This window comes from Pseudomonas sp. GOM7, from assembly GCF_026723825.1.
In the GTDB taxonomy this organism is placed as follows: domain Bacteria; phylum Pseudomonadota; class Gammaproteobacteria; order Pseudomonadales; family Pseudomonadaceae; genus Aquipseudomonas.
Genome location: NZ_CP113519.1, coordinates 4,135,604 through 4,149,858 on the forward strand (window position 1 = coordinate 4,135,604; position 14,255 = coordinate 4,149,858).

Consider the following 14,255-nt stretch of genomic DNA (forward strand, 5'->3'; position numbering starts at 1 on the left):
CAAGGCAACCTACAGGTTAATCGTCGAGGCGCTCTTCCAGCTGGCGCACTTCATGAGACAGCTTGTCGAGGAACTGCATGCGGCGCATCAGGCGTTCAGCTTCCTCGCGCTGGGTATCGTCGTCCCAGCAAGCGGCGAAGCGCTCGGCCAGTTGTTCCTGGGCACTCTTGAGTCGACGCTTGAAAGGCGCAACGCCATCGAGATCGGCTTCGTCCTGCAGCTCTTCCAGCTCTTCGCGCCACTGCATCTGCTGCAGGAGGAAGTCCGGATCCTGCACCGTGACCTCAAGCGGCACCTCGCCACCCTGCAGGCTCAGCAGATAGCGGGCGCGCTGCGATGGGCTCTTGAGCACCTGATAGGCCTCGTTGAGGCTGGCCGAGCGCTCCAGCGCCAGACGCTGCTCGCGCTCGTCGGCATCGGCGAAACGATCCGGGTGCACCTGGCGCGCCAACTCGCGGTAGCGAGCGCCTAGCTGATCGAGATCGATACGGAAGGTCGGCTGCAGCTCGAACAGAGCGAAATGACAGGGCTTACCCACATCGACCTCAGACGTTGAAGCTTTCGCCGCAGCCGCATTCGCCACGCACGTTGGGGTTGTTGAACTTGAAACCTTCGTTCAACCCTTCCTTGACGAAATCCAGCTCGGTGCCGTCGAGATAGACCAGGCTCTTGGGATCGATGATCACCTTGACGCCATGGTTCTCGAACACCTGATCCTCGGCCGCCAGCTCATCGACGAACTCGAGCACGTAGGCCAGGCCGGAACAACCCGTGGTGCGAACACCGAGGCGAATGCCTTCACCCTTGCCACGTCCCTCGAGGGAACGCTGCACATGGCGAGCGGCAGCTTCAGTCATGGTGATGGCCATTGCGTACCTCGTGTCAGAGCAAACCTTTCTTCTGCTTGTAGTCGCGCACGGCCGCCTTGATGGCGTCCTCGGCGAGTACCGAGCAGTGGATCTTCACCGGCGGCAGCGCCAGTTCTTCGGCGAGCTGGGTGTTCTTGATGCTCTCTGCCTCGTCCAGGGTCTTGCCCTTCATCCACTCGGTGGCGAGGGAGCTGGAGGCGATAGCCGAACCGCAGCCGTAGGTCTTGAACTTGGCGTCTTCGATCACGCCGCTCTCGCTGACCTTGATCTGCAGACGCATCACGTCGCCACAGGCCGGCGCGCCGACCATGCCGGTACCGACATCGGGATCCTCGGCATCGAGCTTGCCGACGTTGCGCGGGTTTTCGTAGTGGTCGATGACCTTGTCACTGTATGCCATGTCGTACTTCCTCTCTCATCAGGTGCCGCTCTTCAGGCAGGCCGCCCATCGAGCGATCCGCCTCGGCAGCTTTTCAGTGTGCTGCCCATTCCACGCTGGAAAGGTCGACACCTTCTTTGAACATATCCCACAGGGGCGACAGCTCGCGCAGCTTGTCCACGGCCTCGCGCACCTTGGCGGCGGCGTAGTCGACCTCTTCTTCGCTGGTGAAACGGCCGAAGGTGAAGCGGATCGAACTGTGCGCCAGCTCGTCGTTACGACCCAGGGCACGCAGCACGTAGGACGGCTCCAGCGAAGCCGAGGTGCAGGCCGAACCGGACGATACGGCGAGATCCTTGAGCGCCATGATCAGCGACTCACCCTCGACGTAGTTGAAGCTCAGATTCAGGTTATGCGGTACACGAGCGGTCAGACTGCCGTTGACATAGAGTTCTTCCATGCCTTCGAGCTGACGGTAGAAACGGTCACGCAGGGCCGTGATGCGCTGGTTTTCCGCGGCCATTTCTTCCTTGGCGATACGGAAGGCCTCGCCCATGCCGACACACTGGTGCGTGGCCAGGGTACCCGAACGCATGCCGCGCTCGTGACCACCGCCGTGGGTCTGCGCTTCCAGACGCACACGCGGCTTGCGGCGCACGTACAGGGCACCGACGCCTTTGGGGCCGTAGGTCTTGTGTGCGGAGAAGGACATCAGATCGACCTTCATCTTTTCCAGATCGATCTCCACCTTGCCGGTGGACTGGGCGGCATCAACGTGCAACAGCACGCCACGGGAGCGAGTCAGCTCGCCGATGGCGGTGATGTCGTTGATGGTGCCGATTTCGTTGTTGACGTGCATGAGCGACACCAGCACGGTGTCCTCGCGCAGCGCTGCTTCGACCATCGCCGGAGTGATCAGGCCGTCTTCGCCCGGCTCCAGATAGGTGACCTCGAAGCCTTCGCGCTCGAGCTGGCGGGTGGTGTCCAGCACCGCCTTGTGCTCGATCTTCGAGGTGATGATGTGCTTGCCCTTGCTGGCATAGAAATGCGCGACACCCTTGATGGCCAGGTTGTCGGACTCGGTGGCACCACTGGTCCAGACGATTTCGCGCGGGTCGGCATTGACCAGCTCGGCGACCTGACGACGGGCGTTTTCCACCGCCTCCTCGGCCTTCCAGCCGAAGACGTGGGAGCGCGAAGCCGGGTTGCCGAAGTTACCGTCGACCAACAGACACTCGCTCATCTTCTGCGCCACGCGCGGGTCGACCGGCGTGGTAGCGGAATAATCGAGATAGATCGGTAATTTCATTGCGTTTCTCCTATCAGGCAACGCCCTGCTCACTCGATGGCGGACGCTTCAATCTTATCCAGATCCAGACGCGGGGCTCTGCCAGTGCAGCGACGCTGATCCTGGCGCAACGCGACTTCCTGCACCTCATGACGCGCAACCAGATCGGCCAGGCTGATGCCACTGAGGAACTCATGAATCTGCTGGCTGAGGTCACACCACAGGTGGTGGGTCAGGCAGGTGTCACCGGAATGGCAATCGCCCTGCCCTTGGCAGCGCGTGGCATCGACCGACTCGTTGACCGCATCGATCACCTGCGCAACCTGAATGCTGCGCATCTCGCGCGATAGCTGGTAACCACCGCCCGGACCACGCACGCTGGAAACCAGACTGCTGCGGCGCAACCTGGCGAACAACTGCTCCAAGTAGGACAGGGAGATACCTTGACGCTCGGAAATATCAGCGAGAGAGACGGGCCCATGCTGCGCGTGCAGCGCCAGGTCGAGCATGGCGGTAACGGCGTAACGGCCTTTGGTGGTCAGTCGCATGGCTCTCTACCACGATTCACTTGAATGGTGGCGAGTATGCGCTTTTCCGAGTATTTAAGTCAACTATAAGACCTATCAATTTACTCGGATTTGACTGACAGAAGAGGCGGCATGATAGCAGAGGCCGCCCCGACACGCATCAGGCTGCCGGCTTGTCGTCCGCCCGCTGCTGATCCTTGCAGACCCCGGCGAAATCCTCGTCGCGCAACACCGGCAGATCCTTGGCGCAGTAGTCGCTACCCAGCGCGGTCAAGGCCTTGCACATGCCCTCCAGACGGCCATCGACGGCATGCAGGTGATCGAGCAACTGGCCAATGGCACGCGCCACAGGGTCGGGCATGTCCTGACCGACGCCATAGGCATCGAAGCCGATCTTCTCGGCCATGGCCTGACGCTTGGCTTCCTGCTCGTCATCGGACTTGACGATGATCTTGCCGGGAATGCCGACCGCCGTGGCGCCAGCCGGCACCGCCTTGGTCACCACGGCGTTGGAACCGATCTTGGCCCCGGCACCGACGGTGAACGGGCCGAGCACCTTGGCCCCGGCACCGACCACCACGCCATCTTCCAGCGTGGGATGGCGCTTGCCCTTGTTCCAACTGGTGCCGCCCAAGGTCACGCCCTGATAGAGCGTCACGTCGTTGCCGATCTCGGCGGTCTCGCCGATGACGATACCCATGCCGTGGTCGATGAAGAAACGCCGCCCTATCCTGGCGCCCGGATGGATCTCGATGCCGGTCATCCAGCGACCGAAGTTGGACACCACGCGCGCCAGCCACTTCCAGCCCGACGTCCACAGGGCGTGAGCAATGCGATGCAGCCATACGGCGTGCAAGCCGGGATAGCAGGTGACCACCTCGAAGGCATTACGTGCCGCCGGATCCCGATGGAATACGCTCTGAATGTCTTCCCGCATGCGCTCAAACATCTATCTTTCCCCGCTTGTGATGCTCCCCGCGCGCCGCCTTCTCGGTTTCGGTCAGGATGCCGCGCAGAATATTCATTTCCAGCTTGCTCACATCACTGCGCCCGTACAGGCGACGCAGACGGCTCATCAGGTGCCGCGGTTTCTCCGGATCGAGAAAACCGATGGTCACCAGCGTACGCTCCAGGTGCCCGTAGAAGGACTCCAGCTCATCGGCCGTGGCCAACTGGGTATTGAGCATGGCCGTGGTTTCCAGCTTGGCCACCTTGGTCGGCAACTGCTCGGCCGCCAGCCAGGCCATGCGCACTTCGTAGCTCAACACCTGCACCGCTGCCGCCAGATTGAGCGAACTGAATTCAGGATTCGATGGAATGTGCACGTGATACTGACATCGCTGCAGCTCTTCATTGGTCAGGCCGGCATATTCACGACCGAACACCAATGCCACTTCGCCACCGCCAGCGGCCTGCTCGCAACTGGTCACACCGCACTCGCGCGGATCGAGCATAGGCCAGGGGATACGCCGATCCCGAGCACTGGTACCGATCACCAGGGTGCAGCCCACCAGGGCCTCTTCCAGGGTGCCGACCACCTGCGCGGCATCGAGGATATCGGTGGCACCCGAGGCACGCGCCACGGCGTCGCTACTAGGAAAATCTTCCGGCGCCACCAGCACCAGCCGCGAAAGGCCCATGTTCTTCATTGCCCGCGCCGCACCGCCGATGTTACCCGGATGACTGGTACCGACCAGCACAACACGAATTCTTTCCAGCAAGGCCAAACCATCCACGCAAGCAAAAGGGCCACCGATCTTACCGAAGCCACACAGTCATTACCATGCAGCGGCACCTCATGCAGGCCAGCGACATGATGACCGGACTGCGGCCGACGCTTCATCGGCCACGCTTTTCTGCTAACATGGCCGGCTTTCTTTAACGCCCCAGGTGAACCTCCCATGCAGCCCATGCTGAATATCGCCCTGCGCGCCGCCCGCAGCGCCGGTGAAATGATCTTTCGCTCCATTGAGCGCCTGGATGTCATCTCGGTCGACGAGAAGGATGCCAAGGACTACGTCACCGAAGTCGACAAGGCCGCCGAACTGATGATCGTCCAGGCCATTCGCAAGGCCTACCCGACCCACGGTTTCCTGGGCGAGGAAGGCGGCGTGCTGGAAGGCAGCGGCGAAGGCGCCGATTATCAGTGGATCATCGACCCGCTGGATGGCACCACCAACTTCGTCCGCGGCGTACCGCACTTCGCCATCAGCATCGCCTGCAAATACCGTGGGCGCCTCGAGCACGCCATCGTCCTCGACCCGGTGCGCCAGGAAGAATTCACCGCCAGCCGCGGCCGTGGCGCCGCCCTCAATGGCCGCCGCCTGCGTGTGAGCAGCCGCAAGAGCCTCGATGGCGCCCTGTTGGGTACCGGCTTTCCGTTCCGTGACGGCCAGCTCGACCACCTGGAAAACTACCTGGGCATGTTCCGCAGCCTGACCGGCCAGACCGCTGGCATCCGCCGTGCCGGCGCCGCCAGCCTGGATTTGGCCTACGTCGCTGCCGGCCGCTTCGATGCCTTCTGGGAGTTCGGCCTGTCGGAGTGGGACATGGCCGCAGGCGCCCTGCTGATCCAGGAAGCCGGCGGCCTGGTGAGCGACTTCACCGGCGGCCACGAATTCCTCGAAAAGGGCCAGATCGTCGCCGGCAATACCAAGTGCTTCAAGGCCGTGCTGACCGCGATCCAACCGCACCTGGCGCCCTCGATGAAGCGCTGACGCTGCCCGAACCCGATACAACGCCAATAAAAAACGCCCCGAAGGGCGTTTTTTATTGCAGTGAACTCATTGCGCCTGCTGCACCAGCACCAGTTCACCTTGTTTGTTGACCGGAATCTGGCTGCCGGGGTCGCGATCCATGCGCACGTTGCCGACCTTCTCACCCAGTTGATACTTCACGTCATAGCCGACCACTTTCTCGCTGGTGTCGGTAACCGTGTTGCAGCGGGTTTCCGTGGTGGTATAGGTGTCACGGGCCTGCATGCCTTCCTGAACCTTGTTGCCGGCATAACCACCACCGATGGCACCGGCCACGGTGGCGATTTTCTTGCCGTTACCACCACCGATCTGATTACCCAGCAGGCCACCGGCAATGGCGCCGATCGCCGTACCGGCGATCTGGTGTTGATCCTGCACCGGACGCTGTCGCGTCACGGTGACGTCTTTGCACACCTCGCGCGGGGTCTTGATGGTTTCCTTGACTGGCGTGACCGCCAGCACCTCCGCATAGGACGGACCACGATCCACCAGGCTGTAAGTGGCAACCGCCCCACCCGCCGTCACACCCACAGCGCCCAGTACGGCACCTACCAACATCGACTTGTTCATGGTTATTGTCTCCTCGCACGGCGCGGCGCGCCCTTCTCCCTGCCTAGGACAGCCGAAGGCCGCGACAAGTTCGACTTGCCGCGGCCTTCGTCAGGTTTCATGAACTGCATCACATCACCTGAGCCCCTCTTTCGAGCGCCAGGTGATACAGGTCTCAGGGCCGTCCGTCGTCAGCCTCGACCTCGACCGCAGGCGGGATCAGATCTTCCACGGTCAGCTTCAGCCACACCAGCACCACAGCCCCGATGTACACCGAGGAGTAGGTGCCGACCACCACACCGATCAGCAGCGTCAGAGCAAAGCCTGCCAGCGCGTCGCCACCGAAGAACAGCAGCGCCAGCAGGGCCAGGGCTGTGGACAGCGACGTGGCGATGGTACGCAGCAGGGTCTGAGTGACCGAGATATCGATGTTCTCGATCAGCGACGCCTTGCGCAGCATGCGGAAGTTCTCGCGGATACGGTCGTAGATGATGATGGTGTCGTTGAGCGAGTAACCGATCATCGCCAGCACCGCGGCCAGCACCGTCAGGTCGAAGGGCACCCGGAAGAAGGCCAGCACACCCAGAGTGATGATGACGTCATGCACCAGCGAGGCGATGGCGCCCATGCCGAACTTCCACTGGAAGCGGAAGGCCAGGTACAACAGCACACCACCCAGCGCCAGAAGCATGGCGATACCACCCTTGTCGCGCAGCTCTTCGCCGACCTGCGGGCCGACGAACTCGACCCGCTTGACCTCGAACTTGGCACTGCCAGCCGTGCGCAACGCCTCGGCGACGCGCTTGCCAAGATCGACCTCGTCACCAGCCAGGCGCACCAGCACGTCGGTGCTGGCACCGAAGTTCTGCACGATGGCATCGGCATAACCGGCCTGGCCCAGCTCGGCCTTGATGTTATCCAGGTTGGCCGCCTGCTCGTACTGCAGTTCGATCAGCGTACCGCCGGTGAAATCCAGGCCGAAGTTGAGGCCCTTGGCGAACAGCGCGCCCAGGCCGATCAGCGTCAGCACGACCGTAATGGAAAAGGCGATGTTGCGCACCGCCATGAAACGAATGGTTGACTTGATCATGGCTGGCCCCTCAGATCCACAGCTTCTTGAAGTTACGACCACCGAAGATCAGGTTGACCATGGCGCGGGTGAACATGATGGCAGTGAACATCGAGGTGATGATGCCGAGCGACATGGTCACGGCGAAGCCCTTGACCGGGCCGGTACCCATGGCGAACAGGATGCCGCCGACCAGCAGCGTGGTCAGGTTACTGTCGAGAATCGCCGAGAAGGCACGGTCGAAACCCTCGTGCAGCGCACGCTGCACTGGCAGGCCATTGGCCAGCTCCTCGCGTATGCGCGAGAAGATCAGCACGTTGGCATCCACCGCCATACCCAGGGTCAGCACGATACCGGCGATACCCGGCAAGGTCAGGGTGGCGCCGATGGCCGACATCAGACCAACCAGCAACACCAGGTTGAAGGCCAGCGCCACAGCCGCCAGCATACCGAAGAAGCGATAGATGGCGATGATGAACAGGGTAACGAAGATCATCGCCCATTCGGTGGACTCGATGCCCTTGGCGATGTTCTCGGCGCCCAGGCTCGGGCCGATGGTGCGCTCTTCGGCGAAGTACATCGGCGCGGCCAGGCCACCGGCACGCAGCAGCAGAGCCAGTTCCGAGGACTCACCCTGGCCGTTCAGGCCGGTGATGCGGAACTGACTGCCCAGCGGCGACTGGATGGTTGCCAGGCTGATGACCTTCTTCTCCTCGACGAACGATGGCACCGCCACTTCCTGCTCGACGCCGTCGACGGTCTGCCGCACGTAGCGGGTCACCGGCTTCTGCTCGATGAACACCACGGCCATGCTGCGCCCGACATTGTTGCGCGTGGCGCGGCTCATCAGGTCGCCACCATGCCCGTCCAGACGAATGTTCACCTGCGGGCGGCCGTTCTCGTCGAAGCTGGCCTGGGCATCGGTGACCTGATCCCCCGTGATGATCAGCTCACGCTCGAGCTGCACCGGCGGGCGTCCCGCCTCACGGAACTCGAAGGTTTCGGTCGAAGCCTTGGAGGCATCCAGGGAGGCTTGCAGGCGGAACTCCAGGTTCGCGGTCTTGCCCAGGATACGCTTGGCCTCGGCGGTGTCCTGCACCCCCGGCAGCTCGACCACGATGCGGTTGGCGCCCTGGCGCTGCACCAGCGGCTCGGCCACACCCAGTTCGTTGACCCGGTTGCGTACCGTGGTCAGGTTCTGCTTGATCGAGTATTCACGAATCTCGGCGATCTTCGCCTGGGTCAGCGCCAGTTGCAGCACCTGCTGGCCACCGCGCTCGACGGTGCTCAGCTCGAAGTCCTTGTAGTCCTTGCGAATCAGGCGCTCGGCCTTGTCCAGCGTCTCGCTGTCGGCAAAGCCGAGCTGAATGCGGCCATTGCTTTCCGGCATGCTGCGGTAGCGCACGCGCTCCTTGCGCAGCAGGCTCTTGATCTCGCCTTCGTAGACCTTGCGGCGTACGTCCAGCGCCTTGTCCATGTCGACTTCCAGCAGGAAGTGCACGCCACCGGACAGATCCAGCCCCAGTTTCATCGGGCTGGCGCCCAGGCTGCGCAACCAGTCGGGCGTGGTCTGCGCCAGGTTCAGCGCCACCACGTAGTCATCGCCGAGCACACGACGAACCACGTCCTTGGCCGGCAACTGGTCATCCAGCTTGGTCAGGCGGATCAGGCCGGCATGGCCGCTCTGGGCCAGGCTACTGGCCTTGACCACGATGCCGGCTTCCTGCAGCGCCTTGCTGGCACGATCGAGATCCGCCTGCTCGACGCTCAGCGCCGTGCTGGCACCACTGATCTGCACGGCAGGATCGTCCGGATAGAGGTTGGGAATGGAGTACACCAGGCCCACCGCCAGTACGGCGAGGATCAGCAGGTACTTCCACAGAGGATATCTATTGAGCATGAACGGGCTACCCGTCTAAGACACGGGGCGCAGAAAGCGCCCCGTGGAATGGAAAGAACCAATAACCGAATCAGATGGCTTTCAGCGTGCCCTTGGGCAGGGTCGCGGCGATGGCCTGCTTCTGGAACTTCAGCTCGACGTTGTCGGACACCTCGATCACCACGAAGTCGTCGGCCACCTTGGTCACCTTGCCGGCGATACCACCGCTGGTGACCACTTCGTCACCCTTCTGCAGGCTGCCGAGCAGGTTCTTGTGCTCCTTGGCACGCTTGGCCTGCGGGCGCCAGATCATCAGGTAGAAGATGACCAGGAAACCGATCAGGAACACCCACTCGAAACCAGTGCCGGCAGGGCCTGCAGCCGCAGCGGTGTCAGCGTAGGCGGCGGGAATGAAAAAGCTCATGTAACACTCCTAATGGGAAAGGACTTCTTGAAAACGTGAGAGGGTCAGTCCAATGGCGGCACAGGGAGGCCGCGCTTGGCATAGAAGGCTTCGACAAAGGCGGCCAATGTACCCTGTCCGATAGCCTCGCGCAAACCAGCCATGACCCGCTGATAATGCCGCAAGTTGTGGATGGTATTGAGCATGCTACCGAGCATTTCGCCGCATTTGTCCAGATGATGCAGATAGGCGCGCGAGAAGTTCGTGCAGGTGTAGCAGTCACAGGTTGGATCCAGCGGCGAGTCGTCGTGCTTGTGCACCGCGTTGCGGATCTTCACCACCCCGGTATCGACGAACAGGTGGCCATTGCGCGCATTGCGCGTCGGCATCACGCAGTCGAACATGTCCACGCCACGGCGCACCCCCTCGACCAGATCCTCCGGCTTGCCCACCCCCATCAGGTAGCGCGGCTTGTCCGCCGGCATCTGCGGCGGCAGGAAATCCAGCACGCGGATCATCTCCTCCTTGGGCTCGCCCACCGACAGACCGCCGATGGCCAGGCCATCGAAACCGATTTCGCAGAGCCCTTCGAGCGAGCGCATGCGCAGTTCTTCATGCATGCCGCCCTGAACAATACCGAACAACGCCGCCGTACTCTCGCCATGGGCGACCTTGGAGCGCTTGGCCCAACGCAGCGACAGCTCCATGGAGCGCTTGGCCACGTCGAACTCGGCCGGGTAGGGTGTGCACTCGTCGAAGATCATCACGATGTCCGAACCCAGGTCACGCTGCACCTGCATCGACTCCTCCGGCCCCATGAACACCTTGGCGCCATCGACCGGCGAGGCAAAGTACACGCCCTCCTCCTTGATCTTGCGCATCGCCCCCAGGCTGAACACCTGGAAGCCGCCGGAGTCGGTGAGGATCGGCCCCTGCCACTGCATGAAGTCGTGCAGGTCGCCATGCTTCTTGATCACCTCCATGCCCGGGCGCAGCCACAGATGGAAGGTGTTACCGAGGATGATCTGCGCGCCGATGCCCTCGACATCGCGCGGCAACATGCCCTTGACCGTGCCATAGGTACCCACCGGCATGAAGGCCGGGGTCTCGACCACGCCACGCGGGAAGGTCAGGCGGCCACGGCGGGCCTTGCCGTCGGTGGCCAGCAACTCGAAGGACATGCGACAGGTGCGCGACATACTCAAACCTCGGGCCCGCGCGCGGCGGGATTGCGGGTGATGAACATGGCATCACCGTAACTGAAGAAGCGATAGCCCTGCGCCACCGCCTCGCGGTAGGCCGCCATGGTCTCGGCGTAGCCGGCGAAGGCCGACACCAGCATCAACAGGGTCGACTCGGGCAGATGAAAGTTGGTCACCAGGGCATCGACCACATGGAAGGGGCGCCCTGGGTAGATGAAGATGTCGGTATCGCCGCTGAAGGGCTTGAGCTCGCCATCACGCGCCGCCGTCTCCAGCGAGCGCACGCTGGTGGTGCCAACGGCGACCACACGACCGCCACGGGCGCGACAGGCCGCCACGGCATCGACGACGTCCTGGCTGACCTCCAGCCATTCGCTGTGCATGTGGTGATCCTCGATGCGCTCGACCCGCACCGGCTGGAAGGTGCCGGCGCCGACATGCAGGGTAACGAAGGCGCTCTCCACGCCCTTGGCGCGGATCGCTGCCAGCAGCTCGTCATCGAAGTGCAGGCCAGCGGTTGGGGCCGCCACGGCACCAGCCTTCTGCGCATAGACGGTCTGATAGCGCTCGCGGTCAGCCTCGTCATCCGGCCTGTCTATATAAGGCGGCAGCGGCATGTGCCCGACACGCTCCAGCAACGCCAGCACCGGCTCGGCGAAGTCCAGCTCGAACAGGGCATCGTGACGCGCCACCATCTGCGCCTCGCCACCACCATCGATGAGAATGCTCGAGCCCGGCTTGGGCGACTTGCTGGCCCGCACATGCGCCAGCACCCGGGTCTGATCCAGCACGCGCTCGACCAGGATCTCCAGCTTGCCGCCCGAGGCCTTCTGCCCGAACAGCCGCGCCGGAATCACCCGGGTGTTGTTGAACACCATCAGATCGCCAGGACGCAATTGCTCCAGCAGATCGGTGAAGCGGCCATGGCGCAGCGCCCCTGTCGGCCCGTCGAGCTGCAGCAGGCGGCTGGCTCGACGCTCGGCCAGAGGGTGACGGGCAATCAACGACTCGGGAAGATCGAAATGGAAGTCGGCAACACGCATGGGCAATGGAGGGTCATTTTGCAGGGCGGCAAAGCTTACCGGAATTCACCCTCCCCGACCATGCGGGCCTGCCAGTGGTCAGGGCGCGTAGCGGGCGACGATGCGCGCCAGGGTGCCGTCTTGCTGCATGCTGCGGATGGCCGCATCCATGCTGCCGAGCCACTGCCGGTAATCGCGGTGCAGCCTGAGCCGCAACTGCGAGCTGTGGATGACAGGCCCCTCCTCGACGCGCCAGCGCGGCAATTTCAAGCGCGCGTCCTTGCGCAGCAGATAGCGCCACTCCAGGCGGTCGATGATGCCAGCGTCGCTACGCCCCTGCGCCACCAGATAGATCAAGGCAGCCGCATCGGCACCATCGACCCGCGTGAAGGTACCTGCACCGGCATAGCCATAACCGCGCACCGTGGCGATGGCGCGCCCGCGCAAATCTTCGAGCGTTCGATAGGAAAAGGCCTTGCCGGGAGGAAACAGCAGGATCTCCTGCGCCTCGAGCACCGGCACCGTCCACAGGGACACCTCGGCCTGCTCTGGCTCCGCGCGCCACAACTGACTCACACAGCATTCGATCTGCAGATGCCCCTCACGAAACAGCTTCTGCGCACGCAGTGGCGGTAGCGGATGGCTGGCGTCGAGCTGCACGGGTAGACGCTCGCCCAGAGCGAGCATGACATCGTGCAGAATGCCCTCGATACGCCCGTCCTCCACGATCCAGTAGGGCTCCCAACCTTCGTCCGTCACCGCATAGGTCAGGGTTTCGGCCTGCACCAGCGGGACGAATGCCAGCAGCATAACGAACACGGACTGTCGCCAAACATTAGCCAAGCACCCCTCCCCCCTGAGAGCGAATTCCACTTCCGAGAGCACCGCTATAAACGAGATGCCCGCCATTCTTTATGACAGGTCAGATTTTATTCCTTGGCTCGTCATGCAGCGCGTATAAGTTATCAACCCTGCACAGCACTTCAGGTGCGGCAGATCGAAGCTGCAAAGACGCCGATTGACCGGCGCCAGGCGCATCCCTATACTGCGCCGCCATTGTGCCCCGGTGGCGGAATCGGTAGACGCGGCGGATTCAAAATCCGTTTTCGAAAGGAGTGGGAGTTCGAGTCTCCCCCGGGGCACCATCATCTTCTCGAGGCTCTTCAGCAGTCTTGCGCAACACCTCTTCAGTACGCATTCGACAAGGCACGTCGATACCCTTGCAAACCCTGGCGCAGCAGCGCTGGCAGGGGGTTGGCAAGTGCATAAAAGTTAGCGTAGAGTGGCCTAACTGTTTGCATGGGTCGCCGTGAATCGTGACTCAGGTGCGGCAGATCATTTGATCCGCTACATCCCGCTCGACTTCTATTACTCCTTGCAACCAGTCTTCAGTCCTCCACGGCATTTCGCTGGAGGCTGTCATCAACTACTAGTTTCAAGGAAAAAGACATGTCGAATCGTCAAACCGGCACCGTCAAGTGGTTCAACGACGAGAAAGGCTTCGGCTTCATCACTCCCGAAAGCGGTCCGGATCTGTTCGTGCACTTCCGCGCTATCGAAGGCACTGGCTTCCGCAGCCTGAAAGAAGGCCAGAAGGTCACCTTTGAAGCCGTGCAAGGCCAGAAAGGCATGCAGGCTGACAAGGTTCAGGTAGTCAGCTAAGACTTCCTCGAAAACCCCTGATGGCAACATCAGGGGTTTTTTATATCCTGCCAGCAGTCCCGGTTAGAATGGCGCGCAGTCCATTACAGCGAGCCCATCATGCCGAGACATCAGCTACGCCCACAGGGCGACTTCCCTTCTGCCGGTCCGATCCGCCGACTGGCTGCTCTCTTTTACGATTCCCTGCTCTGCGTCGCACTGATGATGGTGGTCACGCTCATCTATCAACAGGGCATCCTGCGCCTGATCTTCGGTAGCGAAAAGCTGATGATCATGTCGCAACAGGGTGCGCTCGACCGCGACCCCCTGCTGGCCAGTCTGGTGTTGTTGAGCCTGTTCGGCTTCTTCGCCAAGTTCTGGACACACAATGGCCAAACCCTGGGTATGCAGGCCTGGGGGCTGCGCATCCAGAACGCCGATGGCACGGCCATCGACCTGTGGCAGGCACTGCTGCGTTTCGTGGTCGCTATCGGCTCCTGGCTGTTCGCCGGCCTCGGCTTCCTGTGGATGCTCTGGGACAAGCAGGGGCGCACCTGGCATGACGCCTATTCGGACAGCCGCATGGTGCAACTGCCGAAGAACGTGCACAAGAAATAGCCCAGCACAGACATGAAAAAGCCGGTTCAGTGAACCGGCTTTTTCATGTCTAC

17 protein-coding genes and 1 tRNA gene are annotated in these 14,255 nt (G+C 62.2%); 4 read left to right on the top strand and 14 right to left on the bottom strand.

The features are described from left to right. Positions 1–16: 16 nt before the first annotated feature. The 7 genes from hscB to trmJ all read right to left on the bottom strand — a co-directional run bounded on the left by hscB (position 17) and on the right by trmJ (position 4,784). Complete coding sequence (gene hscB, locus OU800_RS18285; RefSeq protein WP_268178765.1) at positions 17–538, bottom strand: co-chaperone HscB; 522 nt, start codon at positions 536–538, stop codon at positions 17–19. Positions 539–545: 7 nt separating this feature from the next. After that, entirely contained in the window at positions 546–869 is a 324-nt protein-coding gene (gene iscA, locus OU800_RS18290) for an iron-sulfur cluster assembly protein IscA (RefSeq protein WP_268178766.1), read from the bottom strand. A 13-nt stretch (positions 870–882) separates the two neighbouring features. Further along, positions 883–1,269, bottom strand: coding sequence for a Fe-S cluster assembly scaffold IscU (gene iscU / locus OU800_RS18295; protein WP_268178767.1), 387 nt, complete (start codon positions 1,267–1,269; stop codon positions 883–885). A gap of 73 nt (positions 1,270–1,342) precedes the next feature. Then, a complete protein-coding gene (locus OU800_RS18300; RefSeq protein WP_268178768.1) occupies positions 1,343–2,557 on the bottom strand; it encodes an IscS subfamily cysteine desulfurase in 1,215 nt (404 codons plus the stop codon). Positions 2,558–2,586: 29 nt separating this feature from the next. Then, on the bottom strand, positions 2,587–3,084 hold the full coding sequence (iscR, locus tag OU800_RS18305) for a Fe-S cluster assembly transcriptional regulator IscR (protein ID WP_268178769.1): 498 nt from the start codon (positions 3,082–3,084) through the stop codon (positions 2,587–2,589). 139 nt (positions 3,085–3,223) lie between these two features. Next, positions 3,224–4,012, bottom strand: coding sequence for a serine O-acetyltransferase (gene cysE / locus OU800_RS18310; RefSeq protein WP_268178770.1), 789 nt, complete (start codon positions 4,010–4,012; stop codon positions 3,224–3,226). Next, the gene (gene trmJ / locus OU800_RS18315) at positions 4,005–4,784 is read right to left on the bottom strand and encodes a tRNA (cytosine(32)/uridine(32)-2'-O)-methyltransferase TrmJ (protein WP_268178771.1); all 780 of its coding nucleotides are present in this window, start codon (positions 4,782–4,784) and stop codon (positions 4,005–4,007) included. Before trmJ ends, cysE begins: the two co-directional genes overlap by 8 nt. A gap of 180 nt (positions 4,785–4,964) precedes the next feature. Here trmJ and suhB point away from each other — a divergent pair, with 180 nt between their 5' ends. Next, on the top strand, positions 4,965–5,780 hold the full coding sequence (suhB, locus tag OU800_RS18320; RefSeq protein ID WP_268178772.1) for a type III secretion system regulator SuhB: 816 nt from the start codon (positions 4,965–4,967) through the stop codon (positions 5,778–5,780). Between the two features lie 66 nt (positions 5,781–5,846). Here suhB and OU800_RS18325 read toward each other — a convergent pair whose 3' ends face one another. From OU800_RS18325 to OU800_RS18355, 7 genes are all read right to left on the bottom strand, one after another. Next, complete coding sequence (locus tag OU800_RS18325) at positions 5,847–6,389, bottom strand: glycine zipper 2TM domain-containing protein (protein WP_268178773.1); 543 nt, start codon at positions 6,387–6,389, stop codon at positions 5,847–5,849. Positions 6,390–6,543: 154 nt separating this feature from the next. After that, positions 6,544–7,455, bottom strand: coding sequence for a protein translocase subunit SecF (gene secF, locus OU800_RS18330; protein ID WP_268184371.1), 912 nt, complete (start codon positions 7,453–7,455; stop codon positions 6,544–6,546). A 13-nt stretch (positions 7,456–7,468) separates the two neighbouring features. Next, positions 7,469–9,337: a protein translocase subunit SecD gene (secD, locus tag OU800_RS18335; RefSeq protein WP_268178774.1), complete on the bottom strand. Its 1,869-nt coding sequence runs from the start codon at positions 9,335–9,337 to the stop codon at positions 7,469–7,471. A gap of 70 nt (positions 9,338–9,407) precedes the next feature. Further along, positions 9,408–9,740 (bottom strand): preprotein translocase subunit YajC, encoded by a 333-nt coding sequence (yajC, locus tag OU800_RS18340; RefSeq protein ID WP_268178775.1) that lies wholly within the window; start codon positions 9,738–9,740, stop codon positions 9,408–9,410. A gap of 44 nt (positions 9,741–9,784) precedes the next feature. Continuing rightward, positions 9,785–10,900 carry a tRNA guanosine(34) transglycosylase Tgt gene (gene tgt / locus OU800_RS18345; RefSeq protein ID WP_268184373.1) on the bottom strand — a complete coding sequence of 372 codons (1,116 nt, stop codon included), beginning with the start codon at positions 10,898–10,900 and terminating at the stop codon, positions 9,785–9,787. Between the two features lie 20 nt (positions 10,901–10,920). Continuing rightward, a complete protein-coding gene (gene queA / locus OU800_RS18350; protein ID WP_268178776.1) occupies positions 10,921–11,964 on the bottom strand; it encodes a tRNA preQ1(34) S-adenosylmethionine ribosyltransferase-isomerase QueA in 1,044 nt (347 codons plus the stop codon). Between the two features lie 78 nt (positions 11,965–12,042). Continuing rightward, positions 12,043–12,753: a substrate-binding periplasmic protein gene (locus OU800_RS18355; RefSeq protein ID WP_268184374.1), complete on the bottom strand. Its 711-nt coding sequence runs from the start codon at positions 12,751–12,753 to the stop codon at positions 12,043–12,045. A 250-nt stretch (positions 12,754–13,003) separates the two neighbouring features. Here OU800_RS18355 and OU800_RS18360 point away from each other — a divergent pair. From OU800_RS18360 to OU800_RS18370, 3 genes are all read left to right on the top strand, one after another. Next, positions 13,004–13,088 (top strand) — tRNA-Leu (locus tag OU800_RS18360). A 304-nt stretch (positions 13,089–13,392) separates the two neighbouring features. Further along, a complete protein-coding gene (locus OU800_RS18365) occupies positions 13,393–13,605 on the top strand; it encodes a cold-shock protein (RefSeq protein ID WP_268178777.1) in 213 nt (70 codons plus the stop codon). A 99-nt stretch (positions 13,606–13,704) separates the two neighbouring features. Beyond that, positions 13,705–14,202: an RDD family protein gene (locus OU800_RS18370; RefSeq protein WP_268178778.1), complete on the top strand. Its 498-nt coding sequence runs from the start codon at positions 13,705–13,707 to the stop codon at positions 14,200–14,202. Positions 14,203–14,255 lie beyond the last annotated feature (53 nt).

What these genes read in the sequence shown, in the direction of transcription:
- iscA (WP_268178766.1), bottom strand. Translation starts at nt 869, where the DNA reads ATGGCCATCACCATGACTGAAGCTGCCGCTCGCCATGTGCAGCGTTCC.
- iscU (WP_268178767.1), bottom strand. Translation starts at nt 1,269, where the DNA reads ATGGCATACAGTGACAAGGTCATCGACCACTACGAAAACCCGCGCAAC.
- OU800_RS18300 (WP_268178768.1), bottom strand. Translation starts at nt 2,557, where the DNA reads ATGAAATTACCGATCTATCTCGATTATTCCGCTACCACGCCGGTCGAC.
- iscR (WP_268178769.1), bottom strand. Translation starts at nt 3,084, where the DNA reads ATGCGACTGACCACCAAAGGCCGTTACGCCGTTACCGCCATGCTCGAC.
- cysE (WP_268178770.1), bottom strand. Translation starts at nt 4,012, where the DNA reads ATGTTTGAGCGCATGCGGGAAGACATTCAGAGCGTATTCCATCGGGAT.
- suhB (WP_268178772.1), top strand. Translation starts at nt 4,965, where the DNA reads ATGCAGCCCATGCTGAATATCGCCCTGCGCGCCGCCCGCAGCGCCGGT.
- OU800_RS18325 (WP_268178773.1), bottom strand. Translation starts at nt 6,389, where the DNA reads ATGAACAAGTCGATGTTGGTAGGTGCCGTACTGGGCGCTGTGGGTGTG.
- secD (WP_268178774.1), bottom strand. Translation starts at nt 9,337, where the DNA reads ATGCTCAATAGATATCCTCTGTGGAAGTACCTGCTGATCCTCGCCGTA.
- yajC (WP_268178775.1), bottom strand. Translation starts at nt 9,740, where the DNA reads ATGAGCTTTTTCATTCCCGCCGCCTACGCTGACACCGCTGCGGCTGCA.
- tgt (WP_268184373.1), bottom strand. Translation starts at nt 10,900, where the DNA reads ATGTCCTTCGAGTTGCTGGCCACCGACGGCAAGGCCCGCCGTGGCCGC.
- queA (WP_268178776.1), bottom strand. Translation starts at nt 11,964, where the DNA reads ATGCGTGTTGCCGACTTCCATTTCGATCTTCCCGAGTCGTTGATTGCC.
- OU800_RS18355 (WP_268184374.1), bottom strand. Translation starts at nt 12,753, where the DNA reads ATGCTGCTGGCATTCGTCCCGCTGGTGCAGGCCGAAACCCTGACCTAT.
- OU800_RS18365 (WP_268178777.1), top strand. Translation starts at nt 13,393, where the DNA reads ATGTCGAATCGTCAAACCGGCACCGTCAAGTGGTTCAACGACGAGAAA.
- OU800_RS18370 (WP_268178778.1), top strand. Translation starts at nt 13,705, where the DNA reads ATGCCGAGACATCAGCTACGCCCACAGGGCGACTTCCCTTCTGCCGGT.